General features: G+C 63.2%; 14 protein-coding genes. 10 read left to right on the top strand and 4 right to left on the bottom strand.

Annotated elements, in window-relative coordinates; all coding sequences use genetic code 11:
- Positions 1 to 106 precede the first annotated feature (106 nt).
- The 3 genes from RX329_RS30095 (at position 107) to RX329_RS30105 (ending at position 4,511) form a co-directional block, all read left to right on the top strand.
- Positions 107 to 1,342 carry a putative DNA modification/repair radical SAM protein gene (locus RX329_RS30095; RefSeq protein WP_085352244.1) on the top strand — a complete coding sequence of 412 codons (1,236 nt, stop codon included), beginning with the start codon at positions 107 to 109 and terminating at the stop codon, positions 1,340 to 1,342.
- Complete coding sequence (locus tag RX329_RS30100; RefSeq protein WP_085362352.1) at positions 1,342 to 2,784, top strand: UdgX family uracil-DNA binding protein; 1,443 nt, start codon at positions 1,342 to 1,344, stop codon at positions 2,782 to 2,784. The genes RX329_RS30095 and RX329_RS30100 overlap by 1 nt, the downstream gene beginning before the upstream one ends.
- A 98-nt stretch (positions 2,785 to 2,882) precedes the next feature.
- Positions 2,883 to 4,511 (top strand): inorganic phosphate transporter, encoded by a 1,629-nt coding sequence (locus RX329_RS30105; RefSeq protein ID WP_085385867.1) that lies wholly within the window; start codon positions 2,883 to 2,885, stop codon positions 4,509 to 4,511.
- Between the two features lie 86 nt (positions 4,512 to 4,597).
- Here the strand turns inward: RX329_RS30105 and RX329_RS30110 are convergent, their stop codons facing one another.
- Positions 4,598 to 5,770, bottom strand: coding sequence for a M20 aminoacylase family protein (locus tag RX329_RS30110; RefSeq protein WP_018456909.1), 1,173 nt, complete (start codon positions 5,768 to 5,770; stop codon positions 4,598 to 4,600).
- A gap of 199 nt (positions 5,771 to 5,969) precedes the next feature.
- Here RX329_RS30110 and RX329_RS30115 point away from each other — a divergent pair, with 199 nt between their 5' ends.
- The 5 genes from RX329_RS30115 (at position 5,970) to RX329_RS30135 (ending at position 10,537) form a co-directional block, all read left to right on the top strand.
- A complete protein-coding gene (locus tag RX329_RS30115) occupies positions 5,970 to 7,589 on the top strand; it encodes a GMC family oxidoreductase (RefSeq protein WP_018456910.1) in 1,620 nt (539 codons plus the stop codon).
- A 186-nt stretch (positions 7,590 to 7,775) separates the two neighbouring features.
- The gene (locus RX329_RS30120) at positions 7,776 to 8,720 is read left to right on the top strand and encodes a metallophosphoesterase family protein (protein ID WP_085362350.1); all 945 of its coding nucleotides are present in this window, start codon (positions 7,776 to 7,778) and stop codon (positions 8,718 to 8,720) included.
- A gap of 23 nt (positions 8,721 to 8,743) precedes the next feature.
- Positions 8,744 to 9,079, top strand: coding sequence for a cupredoxin family copper-binding protein (locus RX329_RS30125; protein WP_085362349.1), 336 nt, complete (start codon positions 8,744 to 8,746; stop codon positions 9,077 to 9,079).
- A gap of 157 nt (positions 9,080 to 9,236) precedes the next feature.
- On the top strand, positions 9,237 to 9,785 hold the full coding sequence (locus tag RX329_RS30130; RefSeq protein WP_018456913.1) for a sigma-70 family RNA polymerase sigma factor: 549 nt from the start codon (positions 9,237 to 9,239) through the stop codon (positions 9,783 to 9,785).
- The gene (locus tag RX329_RS30135) at positions 9,782 to 10,537 is read left to right on the top strand and encodes an anti-sigma factor family protein (RefSeq protein WP_085362348.1); all 756 of its coding nucleotides are present in this window, start codon (positions 9,782 to 9,784) and stop codon (positions 10,535 to 10,537) included. The genes RX329_RS30130 and RX329_RS30135 overlap by 4 nt, the downstream gene beginning before the upstream one ends.
- 15 nt (positions 10,538 to 10,552) lie before the next feature.
- On the opposite strand, the gene RX329_RS30140 is transcribed toward RX329_RS30135, so the two are convergent.
- Both RX329_RS30140 and hpnO read right to left on the bottom strand, forming a co-directional pair.
- Complete coding sequence (locus RX329_RS30140; RefSeq protein WP_085362347.1) at positions 10,553 to 10,957, bottom strand: GFA family protein; 405 nt, start codon at positions 10,955 to 10,957, stop codon at positions 10,553 to 10,555.
- Positions 10,958 to 11,072: 115 nt separating this feature from the next.
- Entirely contained in the window at positions 11,073 to 12,464 is a 1,392-nt protein-coding gene (hpnO, locus tag RX329_RS30145) for an aminobacteriohopanetriol synthase HpnO (RefSeq protein ID WP_026233264.1), read from the bottom strand.
- 141 nt (positions 12,465 to 12,605) lie between these two features.
- On the opposite strand from hpnO, the gene RX329_RS30150 reads away from it, so the two are divergent.
- Positions 12,606 to 13,238, top strand: coding sequence for a DUF2147 domain-containing protein (locus tag RX329_RS30150; protein ID WP_018456917.1), 633 nt, complete (start codon positions 12,606 to 12,608; stop codon positions 13,236 to 13,238).
- On the opposite strand, the gene RX329_RS30155 is transcribed toward RX329_RS30150, so the two are convergent.
- The gene (locus tag RX329_RS30155; RefSeq protein ID WP_018456918.1) at positions 13,206 to 15,794 is read right to left on the bottom strand and encodes an MMPL family transporter; all 2,589 of its coding nucleotides are present in this window, start codon (positions 15,792 to 15,794) and stop codon (positions 13,206 to 13,208) included. The two genes, RX329_RS30150 and RX329_RS30155, sit on opposite strands and share 33 nt — an antisense overlap.
- A gap of 461 nt (positions 15,795 to 16,255) precedes the next feature.
- Between RX329_RS30155 and ispH the strand changes: the two genes are divergently transcribed.
- A complete protein-coding gene (ispH, locus tag RX329_RS30160; protein WP_035993095.1) occupies positions 16,256 to 17,182 on the top strand; it encodes a 4-hydroxy-3-methylbut-2-enyl diphosphate reductase in 927 nt (308 codons plus the stop codon).
- The last annotated feature ends 15 nt before the right edge of the window (positions 17,183 to 17,197 follow it).

Here is a 17,197-nt window from a genome sequence, read left to right on the forward strand (position 1 = left end):
TAGCTCATTTGTTCATGATATGTTCTAATATAAAGCTAACGACGCCCCAGGAGTCAATCGAATTGGCGGGCCTTGGGATTCATGAGCTGAATCAAAGGGATCCAATATGGACGTGCAACGCAAGCTGGAAATCCTGGCCGACGCCGCCAAGTACGACGCGTCCTGCGCCTCCAGCGGCACCGAGAGGCGGGATTCCAGCGACGGCAAGGGCATGGGATCGACCGCGCCCGGCATGGGCATTTGCCATTCCTACGCGCCGGACGGTCGCTGTATCTCGCTGCTCAAGGTGCTGCTGACCAACGCCTGCAATTACGACTGCCTCTATTGCGTCAACCGGGCCTCTTCCAACGTGCCACGCGCCCGCTTCACCATCGACGAAGTCGTCAAGCTGACGCTCGACTTCTACCGGCGCAATTACATCGAAGGACTGTTTCTCTCCTCCGGCATCATCCGCAACCCCGACTACACCATGGAGCAGGTGGTAAGCGTCGCGCGCAAACTGCGCGAGGAGCATCACTTCCGTGGCTACATCCATCTCAAAACAATCCCCGAGGCCGACGATGCATTGATCTCCGAGGCCGGCAAATATGCCGACCGTCTCTCCATCAACATCGAGATGCCGCAGGAGACGAGCCTGCAGCAATTCGCGCCCGAGAAGGACGTGCGCGCGATCCGCCGCACAATGGGCCGACTGCGGCTGAAGCTGGACGAGGCCGAGGAAAGCCGTAGCGCGAAGACGAAAGCCAAGCCGCAGCGCTTCGCACCGGCCGGCCAAAGCACGCAGATGATCGTCGGCGCCGACGCGGCCTCCGACCACACTATCCTCCACACCAGCGCCAATCTCTACAGTTCATACAGGCTGAGGCGCGTCTATTATTCCGCGTTCAGCCCGATCCCCGATGCCAGCCGCGCGCTGCCTCTGCGCGCGCCGCCCTTGCTGCGCGAGCACCGACTCTACCAGGCCGACTGGCTGATGCGGTTCTACGGCTTCGACGTCGGCGAGATCGTCGACGACAGTGCGATGCTGCCGCTCGACATCGATCCAAAACTCGCCTGGGCGCTGCGCCACCGCGACCGCTTCCCGCTCGACGTCAACCGGGCCAGCCGCGAGGAATTGTTGCGCGTGCCGGGCTTCGGCACCAAGGCGGTCGAGCGCATCATCGCGGCGCGCCGCACGACCACCATCCGCGTCGCCGATCTCGCGCGGCTGCATGTGCCCCGGAACAAAGCGCTGCCGTTCATCGTGCTGAGCGATCACCGGCCCGCGCCGCACCGCCTCGACGAGGCACGGCTGATCGAACGGTTCAAGCCGAAGGCCACACAACTGGGATTTGGCTTCTGATGCAGTACATCACCCTCGAGAACGAAACCGATTTCGACGGCTGGCGCAAAGCCGCGCGTAGCCTCGTGCTTCACCAAATGAAACCGGTCGATGTCACCTGGACCGTGCAGGGCGGCGAAGCGGAGCTGTTCGCGCCACCCTCGCCGTCTCCGCTGCCGGCCGGTGGCGATAGCACCTTCAACGTGCCAGCAAAATTCGTCGAGCTCGCCAAGGCCGCGATCCTGCATCGCGATCCCGAGCGTTTCGCGATCCTCTATCGCCTGCTGTTTCGGCTGAAGGACAATCACGACCTCATCGAGGTCGCGACCGATCTCGATGTCGCGCAAGTCACGGCCATGGCAAAGGCGGTCTACCGCGACGAGCACAAGATGCATGCCTTCGTGCGCTTCCGCGAGATCGGCAGGGAACGCGAAGCACACTACGTCGCCTGGTTCGAGCCGGAGCATCATATCGTCGAGCTCGCCGCGCCGTTCTTCGCCAAGCGCTTCGCCGATATGCCCTGGTCGATCCTGACGCCGGATTTGTGCGCGCATTGGGATGGCCACGCGCTCTCGTTCACGTCAGGCGTCGGCAAGAGCGAGGCGCCGAGCGAAGACCGGCTGGAGGAAACCTGGCGGCGCTACTATGCCAGCATCTTCAATCCGGCCCGCCTGAAGGTGAAGGCAATGCAGACCGAGATGCCGAAGAAATATTGGAGGAACCTGCCCGAGGCTTCGATCATTAAGCCCCTGATTGAGGACGCCGAGCGCATGACCGGCGCCATGATCGCCAATGCCGCAACCGATCCGCACAAGCCTCAAAAGCGGCCGGAGGCTCCGATGAAACGCAAGACCGCTGCCGACGATCTCGAAGCGCTCCGCGAGGAGGCCGCCCACTGCCGCGCCTGCCATCTCTACAAGGACGCGACCCAGACCGTGTTCGGCGAGGGTCCGAAGTCCGCCAATATCATGCTGGTCGGCGAACAACCTGGCGACAAGGAAGACCTCGCCGGCCATCCCTTCGTCGGTCCAGCCGGCCAGATGCTCGACAAGGCGCTGCAGGAGGCCGGCGTCGACCGCAAGAAGGTCTATGTCACCAACGCGGTGAAACACTTCAAATTCGTGCCGCGCGGCAAGATTCGCCTGCATCAGAAGCCGAATACGCCGGAGATAAAGGCCTGCCGGCAGTGGTATGAGCGGGAGGTCTCCGTCATCCAGCCCGATCTCATCGTCGCGATGGGCGCGACCGCCGCGCAGAGCGTGTTCGGCAAGATCACCCCGATCGGAAAGAACCGCGGCCGGCTCATCGACCTGCCCGACGGTCACAAGGCGCTGGTGACGGTGCACCCGTCCTATCTGCTGCGGCTGCCCGATCCGGAAGCCAAGGTGCTGGAATATCGGCGCTTTGTCGAAGATTTGAAGATCGTCGCCGGGTTGCAGAAGAAAGCCGCGCGCGCCGCCTGAATACGGGCGGGAAAACCCCTTTCATGCCTCGCCTGTCATCCAGCCTTCAAATCCATCGCGGACAATAGCCCCTACAGAAAGTTAAGGGGCCTCCAGACATGACCGATGTTGCATTCGACCGCGCGGTAGCCGATCCCGCGCCGATCCAGCCGGCCTCGCGGCCAAATCTCGACAAGGGCTTCAATCCGCTGACGATGATCCTGTTCTTCGGCATCCTCGCCGCGGGCCTGCTCTATGTGGCCTACAGCATCTATTCGGATGTCGATGCGACCGGCACGCGGGTCACGAGCTATCTGCCCTACATCCTCTTGTTTGTCGCGCTGCTGATCGCGCTCGGCTTCGAATTCGTCAACGGCTTCCACGACACCGCCAACGCGGTAGCGACCGTGATCTACACCCATTCGCTGCCGGCCGAAGTCGCGGTGATGTGGTCGGGTTTCTTCAACTTTCTCGGCGTGCTGCTCTCGTCCGGCGCGGTCGCCTTCGGCATCGTCTCGCTGCTACCGGTCGAGCTGATCCTGCAGGTCGGCTCCAGCGCCGGTTTCGCGATGGTGTTCGCGCTGCTGATCGCCGCGATCCTCTGGAACCTCGGCACCTGGTATTTCGGCCTGCCGGCCTCCTCCTCGCACACGCTGATCGGCTCGATCATCGGCGTCGGCGTTGCGAACGCGCTGATGCGCGGCCGCGACGGCACCTCGGGCGTGGACTGGGGCAAGGCTACGGAGATCGGCTATGCGCTTCTGTTGTCGCCACTGGTCGGCTTCATCTGCGCCGCCGGCCTGCTTCTGCTGCTCAAGCTGATCATCAAGAACCCGGCGCTCTATGCCGCCCCCGAGGGTCACAAAGCCCCGCCGATGTGGATTCGCGGCCTGCTGATCCTGACCTGCACCGGCGTCAGCTTCGCCCATGGTTCGAACGACGGCCAGAAGGGCATGGGCCTGATCATGCTGATCCTGATCGGCACCGTGCCCACAGCCTATGCGCTCAACCGCGCATTGCCGGAGTCGCAGGTCGCCCAGTTCGCGAAGGTCTCGGATGCCGCCTCCAAGGTGGTTGCGGCCAAGGGCGCCGGCCATGCGATCATCGGCGATCCCCGTCCTGCGGTGACGCAGTACGTCACCTCGCATCACATCAGCGAAGGCACCTACCCTTCGCTGTCAGTGCTGGTGAAGGATGTCGGCGAGCAGGTCGCGAAATACGGTTCGCTGAACAAGGTGCCGGCGGAAGTCGTCGGCAACACCCGCAACGACATGTACCTGACTTCGGAAGCGATCCGATTCCTGATGAAGGACAAGGAAAACGACCTCAGCAAGGAAGAGGTCGCGACCTTGAACGCCTACAAAGGCGGGCTAGACAGCGCGACCAAGTTCATCCCGACCTGGGTGAAGGTCGCGGTCGCGATCGCGCTCGGTCTCGGCACCATGATCGGCTGGAAGCGCATCGTCGTCACCGTCGGCGAGAAGATCGGCAAGACCCATCTCACCTACGCGCAGGGTGCCTCCGCCGAGCTCGTCGCCGCCGCCACGATCGGCGCCGCCGACGCGTTCGGCCTGCCGGTCTCGACCACCCACGTGCTGTCGTCCGGCGTCGCCGGCACCATGGCCGCGAACGGTTCGGGCCTCCAGGTCGCCACCATCAGGAACATGGTGATGGCCTGGGTGCTGACCCTGCCCGTCGCCATCCTGTTGTCAGGCACGCTGTACGTGATCTTCTCGCGAATCTTCTGAAGCCGGTCGCATCACTCAAAGACAAAGGGCCCGTGCGATGCGCGGGCCCTTTTCGTTTGTGCCTTCGGCTAGATGTGCGCTTGGCCTTACGATGCCGCGAGCGATTCCTCGACCAGCTTGACCCAATACGACGTGCCGTAAACGATGGCGTCGTCGTCGAAATTGTAGGCGGGGTGATGCAGGCCGGCGCTGTCGCCGTTGCCGCAGAAGATGAAGGCGCCGGGGCGCGCTTCCAGCATATAGGCGAAATCCTCGCCACCCATCAGCGGCGACATCTCGAGCACATTGGCCTCGCCCGCAACTTGCCCGGCGATGCGACGCGCGATCTCGGTCTCCGCGGCGTGATTGTTCACCACGGGATAATTCCGCTTGTAGTGCAGATCGATCTTGGCGCCTGTGATCTGCGCCACGCCCGCCACAACCTCGTGGACGCGCTTCTCCACCAGCTTGCGCACCTCCGGCGACAGCGTGCGGATGGTGCCCCTCAGTGTCGCGGTTTGTGGAATCACGTTACGGGCATTGCCTGCGTGGAACTCGCAGATCGAAATCACGGCCGATTCCAGCGGATCGACGCTGCGCGCAACGATCGACTGCAGCGCCGTGATCACCTGTGCACCGACCAGAACGGAATCCACACATTTGTGCGGCCGCGCGGCATGGCCGCCGAGGCCCTCGATCATGATATCGACCTCATCGGTCGCCGCCATGATCGGACCCGGCCGGATCGCGAACGAGCCCACCGGAATGCCCGGACCGTTGTGCATGCCGTAGACCTGCTCGATGCCGAAGCGCTCCATCATGCCGTCCTTGACCATGGCCAAGCCACCCGCGCCGCCCTCCTCGGCCGGCTGGAAGATCACCACCGCATCGCCGGCGAAGTTGCGGGTCTCGGCGAGATAGCGCGCAGCACCGAGCAGCATCGCGGTGTGGCCGTCATGGCCGCAGGCGTGCATCTTGCCGGGGGTCTTCGAAGCGTAAGGCAAGTTGGTCTGTTCCTCGACCGGCAGGGCATCCATGTCGGCACGCAGGCCGATGGCCTTGAGGCCCTCGCCGGCCGGCTTGCTGCCCTTGATCACGCCGACCACGCCGGTCTGGCCGATGCCCGTCACGACCTCATCGCAGCCGAATTCGCGCAGGCGGTCCGCGACGAATGCTGCGGTGCGGTGGACGTCGTAGAGCAGTTCCGGATGCTGGTGGATGTCCCGGCGCCAGGCCTGAATATCGGGTTGAAGGTCGGCGACGCGGTTCACGATGGGCATGGAGGGTCTCAAGCTTTGTTGAAAATGCAGGCCTGTCTACCATGCAAGCACCAGTCCACCCAACTGGCAGGGATCTGGGTAGCTCTGTCCTCCCGTCATGGCCGGACTTGTCCCGGCCATCCACGTCTGACTATTAGAACGGAAAGTGCGTGGATGCCTGGGACAAGCCTGGGCATAATGCCTATTGGGTGGAAGCAGAATGCCAAGGCGGCTCGAAGGTGAGTTTGACTATATTGTCGTTGGGGCCGGCACGGCGGGCTGCATCGTCGCCAACCGGCTGTCGGCCAATTCCAGCAATCGCGTCCTCCTCCTCGAAGCCGGCGGCGACGACAACTGGATCTGGTTCCACATTCCCGTCGGCTATCTCTTCGCCATCGGCAATCCGCGCTCGGACTGGATGTTCAGGACCGAGGCCGAGCCCGGCCTGAACGGCCGCTCGCTCGCCTATCCCCGTGGCAAGGTGATCGGCGGCTCCTCGGCGATCAACGCCATGATCTCGATGCGTGGACAGGCCGCCGATTACGATCACTGGCGCCAGCTCGGCATGACCGGCTGGGGTTATGACGACGTGCTGCCGCTGTTCAAACGGCTCGAGGATCACTTCCTCGGCGCAAGCGAGCATCACGGCGCCGGCGGCGGCTGGCGCATCGAGGCGCCGCGGCTGTCCTGGGACATACTCGATGCCGTGGGCGATGCGGCCGAGGAGATGGGCATCAAGCGCATCCCGGATTTCAATACCGGCGACAACGAAGGCACCAGCTATTTCCACGTCAATCAGAAGCGCGGCCGGCGCTGGTCGTCGGCGCGCGGCTTTCTCAAGCCGGTATTGAACCGCCCGAACCTGCGGCTCGAAAAGCATGTGCTGGTCGATCGTCTGATCATCGAACAGGGCCGCGCCGTCGGCGTGCGCTTCATCCAGAACGGCGAGATCATCGAGGCGCGTGCTAAACGCGAGGTGGTCCTCTCGGCAGGCGCGATTGGCTCGGTACAGGTGCTGCATCGCTCCGGCATCGGACCTGCCGACTGGCTGTCGCCGCTCGGCATCGACATCGTGATGGACAAGCCCGGCGTCGGCCGCAATCTGCAGGATCATCTGCAGCAGCGCGCGATCTACAAGGTCGAAGGCGTGCGCACACTGAACGAGACCTATTACAACCTGGTTCGACGCGGCCTGATGGGCCTCGACTACGCCTTCCGCCGCCGCGGGCCGTTGACCATGGCGCCGTCGCAGCTCGGCATCTTCACCCGCTCCGATGCGACGCGCGCACGCGCCAACATCCAGTTCCACGTGCAACCGCTGTCGCTCGACAAGTTCGGCGATCCCCTGCACCGCTTTCCCGCGATCACGGTGAGCGCCTGCAATCTCCAGCCGACATCGCGTGGCACCGTACGTCTGCGTTCGGCGGCGCCGGACGAGAAGCCCATCATCGCGCCGAATTATCTTTCAACGGACGACGACCGTCAGGTCGGCGCCGATGCCATCCGCACCACCCGCCGCCTGATGCAGCAGAAGGCCTTGGCAAAATACCGCCCAAGCGAATATCTGCCCGGCCCCGCCGTCGGCGACGACGATGCCTCTCTTGCCAAGGCCGCCGGCGACATCGGCACCACCATCTTCCATCCCGTCGGTACCGCGAAGATGGGCGCAGCAAATGATCCGATGGCGGTGGTCGACGAACGCCTGCGCTTCTACGGTCTCGGCAGCCTTCGCATTGTCGATGCCTCGATCATGCCGACCATCACGTCTGGCAACACCAACACGCCGACCGCGATGATCGCCGAAAAGGGCGCAACAATGATTTTGGAGGATTCGAAGTGAATGCGTAGCCTGATGGGGCGTAGCGAAATCCGGGAGAGGACGCTCGATTGGTCCCGTATTCCGCTACGCTCCATACGGGCTACGCGTCCAACCACCTCACGAAAACGTCATCGCGTCCGGGAATAACACCCCCGCTCCCCCAATCACCTCCCCGAAGCCCAATTCCGGGCGGAGTGGAGCTGCGCGATGAGCGGACACGATCACGGTGAGGACGGCTTAAGCCGCCGCAAGGTGTTGGAATGCATGACCTGGGCGGGCACCGGTGTGCTCTGGACCGTCACCGGTGGCGTCCCGCGCTCGCTCGGCATCATCGATTCCGCGCAGGCTGCGACCGCGGCGGCGCCCGGAATGACCTTCCTCCAGATCAGCGACAGCCATGTCGGCTTCGACAAGCCGGCCAATCCCAACGCGCTCGGCACGCTGGAGGAAGCCGTCAACAAGATCAACGCGATGCCGGTCAAGCCGTCGTTCATGATCCACACTGGCGACATCACGCATCTCTCCAAGGCCGCCGAGTTCGACAATGCCGATCGCATCATCTCGCAGAGCAAGCTCGACGTGCACTACGTGCCCGGCGAGCATGATTTCCTCGACGAGGAGGTGAAGTTTTATCGCGAGCGCTACGGCCGCGGTACCAAGGGCGCAGGCTGGTATTCGTTCGACGCCGGCGGCGTGCACTTCATCGGCCTCGTCAATGTCGTCGACCTCAAGGCCGGCGGCCTCGGCAATCTCGGTGCCGAGCAGCTCGCCTGGCTCGAGGACGATCTGCGCGGCAAGTCGAAATCGACGCCGATCGTGCTGTTCGCCCACATTCCGCTCTGGACCGTCTACCCCGAATGGGGCTGGGGCACCGAGGACGGTGCTCGCGCGCTGGACCAGGTGAAAGGCTTTGGTTCGGTCACCGTGCTGAACGGCCATATTCACCAGGTGATGCAGAAGGTCGAGGGCAACGTCACCTTCCACACCGCACGCTCGACCGCCTTCCCGCAGCCGGCGCCGGGAGCTGCCCCCTCGCCTGGACCGATGAAGGTCGAGGACGCAAAGCTCCGCGCGATGCTTGGCGTTGCCAGCATCAACTTCAAGCAGAACGAGCAGCGGCTCGCGATCATCGACACGCCGCTCCAGGGTTGATGCAAGGCTAACGGAAGCTGACAATGAAGATTCTCAATCGCCGCGACTTCGGTGTCGCCTTCGGTCTCGCTCTGGCCGCGGCCATGCTATTACCCGTCACAACCGCCCGTGCCGAGGACATGGAGGTGCATATCGACAACTTCGTCTTCCAGCCGGCCGAGCTCAGGATCAAGGTCGGCACCACCGTGACCTGGACCAACCGGGACGACATCCCCCACACCGTGGTGTCGGCCGGCAAATTCAGGTCCAAGACCCTGGACACTGACGACAAGTTCTCGTTCACCTTCACCAATGCGGGCGACTACAAATATTTTTGTTCTCTGCACCCGCACATGACGGGGATGATCAAGGTTGAGTAACACCTCGAACCAAGGCATCAACGTCTTGCCCGGCCGGTGGTCCCACACCGGCCGAGCCCGTGTGCCTTCGGTCACACTCAGGGACGAAACGAATAGGGACGAGACGAACAGCGACGAAACCAAGCAACGAGCAGAACAAGAGGCAAAGCGAGGAGCGATGCCCGCCAACGACGATTTGCAGAAGGCGCAACGCTTCCGCGAGGCGGCGCTCCCCCATCTCGACGACGTCTACACGCTCGCGCGCTATCTCTTGCGTGACCCCTCCGATGCCGAGGACGCGGTGCAGGAGTGCTATCTGCGCGCGCTGAAGCATTTCGACAGCTATCGCGGGCCGGCGATAAAGCCTTGGCTATTCGCGATCCTGCGTAACGTCTGCAATGCCGAATATGCACGGCGCGCACACAGGCACAGCGCGATCGAGGATACGCCCGGCGCTGCCGAGCAGACGCCGATCTGGCAGGAGACCGAGGCCAGCCCCGAAACCGAAGTGCTGCGCAGCCGCGATGCGGGCGCGATCCGCAAGCTGATCGACGCGCTCGCCGAGCCGTTCAAGGAAACGTTCGTGCTGCGGGAGATCAACAACCTGTCCTATCGTGAAATCGCCGAGGCCGCCGGCGTGCCCGTCGGCACTGTGATGTCCCGCCTCGCCCGCGCCCGTGCCATGCTGCGCGCGGCCTGGACGGCGGATGAGGAGCAAGCAAGATGACCTGCGACGAAGCAAGAATCCTGCTTCACGCGCTGCTCGACAACGAGCTCGATGCCGGCCACGCGCGCGAGGTCGAAGCCCATATCGCCGGCTGCCCGGCCTGCGCTGCGGAGTTCGCCGCGCAGCGCGAGATGCAGCGCGTGCTCGCAGACGCCGATTTGCGCTACACCGCACCGGCGAGCCTGCGTGCGCGTATCGAGGCCTCGCTGCCGCAGCCGCAGCATCAACAGCCGAGCCGCCGCTCCGTGCTGCGCGGCTTTGCGATGGGCTCGGCAGTCTCCGCGCTCGCCGCCTCCGGCGTCGTCGCATTGGTGCTGCGCCAGGACGACCAGCAGCGCATCCTGTCGGAGGTCGTCTCCGCGCATCTGCGCTCGCTCCAGGCCGGCCACCTCATCGACGTGGTCTCGACCGACCAGCACACGGTGAAGCCGTGGTTCAACGGCAAGCTCGACGTCGCCCCGCCCGTGATCGACCTCACCGCACAAGGCTTTACGCTGGTCGGCGGCAGGCTCGATTATATCGACGCCCGCGCCATCGGTGCGGTCGTCTATAAGCGCCGGCAGCACGTGGTGAATTTGTTCGTATCGCAGACATCGAACGCGGAATACCGCGCACCCAGGACCGAAGCCATGCAGGGCTTCAACTGCCGGCGCTGGGGCAATCGCGGCCTGAACTTCTGGGCCGTCAGCGATCTCGGCGCAGACGAGCTTGCCGAATTCGTCGACAAGTTCGAGGCGGCGATGAACGGTTAGCTTCTGCGCATGCCGTCATTCGAGCGGAGGAAATCGTTCGAAGACGGGCAGTTCGTGAGCCCGCACCATCCAGCCAATCCGCTCGGCGACCTGAATGTGCATCGTCGCCGGAACGGCATCAGGGTCATCATAGGTGCCGCTCTGGATATCGATGATATCGGGCATCAGGTTTTCGTTGATGTAGAACAGCCCCGTGCCGCAATCGGCACAGAAGTGACGTCGTCCATGTTCGGATGATTGATAGATCTTCGGCTGACCGCGCACGACTTTGACCGCCTTGAGCGAATACATCACCCAGCCAACCATCGGTGCCCCGGAGTGACGGCGGCAATCCGCGCAATGGCAGAGCGCATGCACCATCATGTCGCCGTTCACTTCATAGCGGATGGCGCCGCAATGACAGCCGCCAGTCAAAGGCATCGCCCACTCCTCTCCCGGTCAGGTCAATGCCGGGAAATAAGCGTCGATTTGGAATTTCGGGAGACGGACTGCTTCAGCAGGTCGCACGTCGCGACATCAGGCCGCAGCAGAGGCCTTACGCAGACCTTCGCACCGCATTGTCCACCAGCGTCTTGCCGAGCGACCAAATCGCGCCGGGGACCTTGTGGCTGCCGGCGATGACGTCGTCGAAGGCGCGCTCGATCCAGCCGCAATCTTCCTCGGTGATGGTGAGCGGCGGCAGAAGCTTGATGGTGTGGCTGCCATGGCCGGCGACTTGCGTGAGGATCTTGTGGTCCTTGAACAGGGGCACGGTGATGAGCTGGCAGAACAGACCCTTGTTGGCTGCCTCCAGCACGTTCCAGGACGCCCGCAGCCGCAGCGATTTCGGCGGACCGAACTCGACGCCGATCATCAGGCCCTTGCCGCGGACCTCCTTCAACAGCTCGTAGCCGGGCACCATGCGCGTGAGCGCGAGGCGCAGCTCGGCACCGCGCTTGGCGGCGGACTCGATCAGCTTCTCGGACTCCATGATGTCAAGCGTGGCGATGCCCGCAGCCATCGCCAGGTCGTTCTTGGAGAAGGTCGAGCCGTGCACGACGGCGCGGTCCATCTGGTTGAATATCTTGTCGAAGATGCTTTTGCGCGTCAGCACCGCGCCGACCGGCACATGGCCGCCGGACAGCGACTTCGACAGCAGCACCATGTCGGGCTCGACGTTCCAGTGCTCGACCGCGAGGAAGCGGCCGGTGCGGCCCATGCCGGTCTGGATCTCGTCGGCGACGAACAGCGTGCCGTATTTCTTGCAGAGCGCAGCTGCACCCGGCAGGAACTCGTCGGTGGGCATGTTGACGCCCTTGCCCTGGATTGGCTCGACGACGAAGGCCGCCACCTCGCGCGAGGCCAGCGCCTTTTCGAGCGCGGCGAGATCGTTGAACGGGATCGAAGTGCATCCCGGCAGCAGCGGCTCGAAGCCGGTGCGGAAGTTCGAATCACCGGTCAGCGACAGCGCGCCATAGGTCAGGCCGTGATAGCCGTGGGCACAATAGACGATCCCCGGACGACCGGTGGCGCCGCGGGCGAACTTGATCGCCGCTTCGACGCATTCGGCGCCGGAATTGGCGAAGAACGCCTTATCAAGATAGGGGACGTATTTCAGGAGCCGCTCGGCGAGCACGCCGGCGAGCACCGAGACGTCGAACTGGACGAGGTTGGGCAGGTCGGCATCGAGCACGCTCTTGAGCGCCTCGCGCATGACAGGATGATTGCGCCCGATCGCAAACACGCCAAAACCGGACAAGAGGTCGAGATAGCGCGCCCCGTCGCGGTCGTAGAGATACTGTCCCTGCCCCTTCTGGAAGCCGACATCGTAGCCGATGGTCTTCAGAACCCGAACGAACTGCTCGTTCAGATGCCGATTATGCAGGGCGCTGCGCTGGGCCTGGCGGTCCGCGAACAGCTGAGACATGTCTGGATTTGGGCTGTGCATCCGCTACATACTTCGGTTGAGGGCCGTCTCGTCAACTGAAAACGGAACGTCGCTGAAAACGGTCTGTGCGGCCTTTTGCCCTTTTTCGGACCATCTTCGCAAGCAGAGCTTTAGACCATGTTGCACTGCCAAGGAACGATCATGCGTTTAGCCCTTTACACCGGACTAATACTGGCTGGCGGTTACACCTGCCTGAACCCGGCGCTCGCGGCCGATCCGACCGGCGACTGGCGGGTTGCCGACGGCGTCGCCAACATTCGTGTCGCCCAATGCAATGGCAGCATGTGGGGCGCGGTTTCCTGGGAAAAACAGCCCGGGGGCCGCGACGAGAACAATCCGGACGCGTCGAAAAAGACCCGGCCCACGCTGGGCATGGCGACCCTGATCGACATGAAGAAAAAGCCCGGCGCCGATCAATGGGAAGGTCAGGTCTACAATGCCAAGGACGGCCAGCTCTACAGCGCAACCATCACGCCGGTTGGCACCGACCAGCTCGAGATCAAGGGCTGCGTGATGGGGTTCCTGTGCGGTGGCGAGACCTGGACCCGGGTCAGCCCCCCGATTCCCTTGAGCTCCGCCAACGCCATGGCCAAGGGCGCGCCGAAGCCCACCGGCGCGGCGTCGAAAGCCCCGGGAACGACCGGCGCTACGGTGGCGCAGCCTGCGCCCGCAGCCCCGAAGGCCGCCGGCACCGCCAAACCCGGTCAGAAGGGCGCCGCCGACCAGGTCGGCGACATCTGCCTACTCCCTGAGATTGCGGGGTTTGCCCATTAGGGCAGGCTGAAACAGCAGCACGGCGGCGAGCGTCGTCACCAGCGACAACGCCAGCAGCTTGCCCATGCTGGACGTGCCGGGATGGCTCGACAGCCAAAGGCTGCCGAACGCGGTGGCCGTTGTCAGCGCGCTGAAAAAGATCGCGCGCGTCAGGCTGGTCTGGAGCAGGTTTGTCCTGCCCGAGCGCCAGGCCACGACATAGTAGATCTTGAAGGCCACGCCGACGCCGAGCAGCAGCGGGAACGCGACGATATTGGCGAAGTTGAGCGGCAAGCCGATCAGCACGCAGATCTCGAGCGTGACCGCGCCTGCCACCAACAGCGGCACCAGCGTCATCAACACGTCGACGAACCGGCGCAGCGTGATCCACAGTAATAGGCCGATCACCAGCAGCGCATAGATTCCGGCATGGATGAACGCCTTCACCACGGTGTCGCCGGATTTCAGGATCGAGACCGGACCGCCGATCGCGGTCGGCTCGGCAACGAGCACCGCCGCCGCAAATTTGCGTAGCGTGTCGTTGTCGTTGGGATCACCCTTCGGCAGCGCCTCGACGCGGATGATACCGTCCTTGCTCTTCCAGGCGCTGACGAGATCTGCCGGCAATGACTTCAGGGTGACCGGCTCGGCCTGCAACGCGTTCCGGAGCTGGTCGAACACGATCTTCATCGGCGCGACGAACACGTCCTGCGCCTTGTTCCGTGTGGCTTCATCGGCATTGGCGAGCTTTTCCAGCGCATCCGCGAGCCGACGCGAGGCAACCGCACCCGGGCCCTTCGCATCGCCTGCGGTCCGGCGCAGATTGTCGACCGACGATTTCAGCGCATCGACGTTTTCCTTGTCCGACGGCGCGGCGTCGATCTGGTCGGGATTGAGCGCGGGGTTCAGCACCTTGGCGCCCTGCGCGAGCAGCTTCAGCTTCGGCGGCTGGTCTTCAGGAACGAAGCTGTTGAGCGACATCACCCGCAACACCTCCGGCACCTTCTCCAGCTTCGCCTCCACCTGCCTTGCCTGCTCTTCCGACGTGGTCATCACGTTGATGGCATTGGCGCCGGTGTTGGGATCCTTGCGCAAGTCGAGGAAGGTCGCGATCGACTCTGCCTTCGGGTTGCGCAGATTCATCGGGTTGAAGTCGAACTTCATGAAATAGAGCAGCGGCAGGCCGGCGACCGCCAGAAACATGGTGCCACCGACGACCAGCACGCGGTGCTTCTCCAGGAAGTGATCGAGCGGCGCCAGGAAGGCATAGCCGACCGGCTCTTTCTCACCGGGCGGGTTCAACAGCTTCAGCATCGCCGGGAGCACGGTGATGCTAGTGAGGAACGCGACCAGCATGCCGACGCCGGCGATCTGGCCGAGTTCGGCGATACCCTTGTAGTCCGTGGGGATGAAGCAGAGGAAGCCAGCCGCGGTCGCCATTGCCGCCAGCGACAACGGAATTGCCGAGCGCTTGGCGGCCAGGATCAGCGCACCGGAGAGATCGTTGTGCTTGTAGCGCTCGGAGCGATAGCGGACGCTGTACTGGATGCCGAAATCGACGCCGAGGCCGACGAACAGCACGGCGAATGCGATCGACAGCAAATTGAGCGAGCCCACCATCATCAGGCCGGCGGCGGTGGTCAGCGCAAGACCGACGAAGAGATTGACGAACACCGCGAAGATGATCTTCGCCGAATGCAGCGCCAGCCACAGGATGAGCAGCACGACGAGGACCGTGCCGATGCCATTGACGACGGCGCCTTCCTGGACGGTTGCATATTCCTCGTTGGCGATCGGGACCGGCCCGGTCAGCCGGACTCGCGCCTGATATTTGGTGGCAAAATCCAGATCGGCTGCGGCCTTGCGGATCGCGTCGGTTGCGCCCTTGCCGGGCTCAAGCGCGTTGTAGTCGAGGATCGGCTTGAACTCGATGAAGGCGCGCTTGTCCGAATCCGTCAGCGGCTCGTCACTGACGAGCTGGCGCCAGGAGAACGTCGCATTGCCCTTGTTGAGCACGGTCTCGACCGTTTGCGCGATCTGGTTGAAGGGCCGTTCGGTGTTGTCGAGCTTGACCTGCCCGCGCTTGACGCCGGCAAGTCCCGTCTCGAGCGCGCCGGTCAGGCCGCGGATCGAGGGATCGCCCGCCATGATCTCGATCAGGGGTGCTGCGGATTCGAACTGGCCGGTGACCTTGGCAACTTCCTCTGTCGGCAGGAACAACAGACCATTCTTCTCGAAGAACTCGCCGGTGCCGAGCTGCTGCATCGACTGGAATTCGGTCTTGTTGTCCTTCAGCTTGGCATAGAGCGCGTCCGACGCCGCGGTCGCCATCTCCGGCGTCTTGGCTTCGACCACCGCCGTAATCGTCGCATCGCGGTCGAAGGCGCGATCGAACTGCTGGTCGCGTTGGCGCCAGTCCAGATTTTGGGCAATCAGCGAGTTGATGTCGGTGTTGATGGCGAAATGCTGGGACGTGTAATAGCCCGCCCCCACCGCCAGCAGGAGCCCGAGAACGACGACGAGGGAGGCAAACCGGGTGCAGGCCCTGACGATGGCAACGACGACGCTTTGCAGCACTACTTTTCTTTCTGCGGTTAACAGCTTGCCGGAAACGCCCGCTGTTTAACGGAGTTCCCGGCCGAAACCTATTGCTGTTTTGAGTGGTTATCGCCGTCAGAAGCTTCGAGGTAAACGGCGGAAGACCATGGCATTATCATGCGGGCCATCGGTATAGCCGAGGAGTTGAGGCGGGAAAGTGACGAAGCGTGCGCACAAATGTCGCCACGTTGCTGCCACGGGCACCCTCTACTATAATACCGCCAAACTGATCCGGCAGGGAACCAAAGTTCATTCCACCTTTCCTTACTGCCGATTTTTTGACACAAAGTACTGCACCTCCATGCACCGGGGCCCCGGCAGGGGTGGGCGGCTACCGCGTGCGCCGAACCGATGGTGCGGATATTGCAACTCATTGGTTCGTATCGGGGTGTCCCCTGAACTTGAGAGCGGATTGGTGCAACTTGCGTGATGGCCGTCCAATGGAAGTTTATCTGGCGCAACCGCGCGGCTTTTGCGCGGGGGTAGTGCGTGCGATCGAGATCGTGGAACGGGCGCTGGAGAAGTACGGCCCGCCCGTCTACGTGCGCCATGAGATCGTGCACAACAAGTACGTCGTCGAGAGCCTGAAGAACAAGGGCGCGATCTTCGTCGAGGAACTGTCGGAGGTGCCGCCGAAGGCGGTGACGGTCTTCAGCGCTCATGGCGTCGCCCGCAGCGTCGAGGAAGAAGCGGCCGCGCGCGACCTTCCGGTGCTCAATGCCACCTGCCCCTTGGTCACGAAAGTTCACAATCAGGGGAAGCGCTACATCGCCAGGGGCCGCACCCTGATCCTGATCGGCCATGCCGGCCACCCCGAGGTCGAGGGTACGATGGGCCAGGTTCCCGCCCCCGTACTGCTGGTCCAAAGCGTTGAAGAGGTTAAGGCCCTTGAGCTGCCGGCGGATACGCCAGTGGCCTATATCACCCAGACCACCCTGTCGGTGGATGACACAAAGGACATCATTTCGGCCCTGCAGGCCCGCTTTACAGATATTCAAGGCCCGGATATCCGGGATATCTGCTATGCGACACAGAACCGCCAATCTGCGGTAAGGGACTTGAGCAAGCTGGTCGACGTGATCTTGGTGGTGGGCGCTGCCAATAGCTCGAATTCGAACCGGCTCCGCGAAATCGGCACTGAGGCCGGTGTCGCGAGTTATCTGATTGCCGACGGCAGCGCGCTCAATCCGGAGTGGTTGAAAGATGCCAGAACCGTCGGTGTCACGGCTGGCGCTTCGGCGCCCGAGGTACTCGTGGATGACGTGATCGAAGCAATGCGGCGGATCGGACCGGTCAAGGTCTCGGTGCTCCCGGGCCGCGAGGAAAACATCGAATTCCGGCTTCCGGCCGAACTGGCTGCGAGCTGACCCACCCGAATTTCA

Source organism: Bradyrhizobium sp. BWC-3-1 (genome assembly GCF_032917965.1).
In the GTDB taxonomy this organism is placed as follows: domain Bacteria; phylum Pseudomonadota; class Alphaproteobacteria; order Rhizobiales; family Xanthobacteraceae; genus Bradyrhizobium; species Bradyrhizobium canariense_D.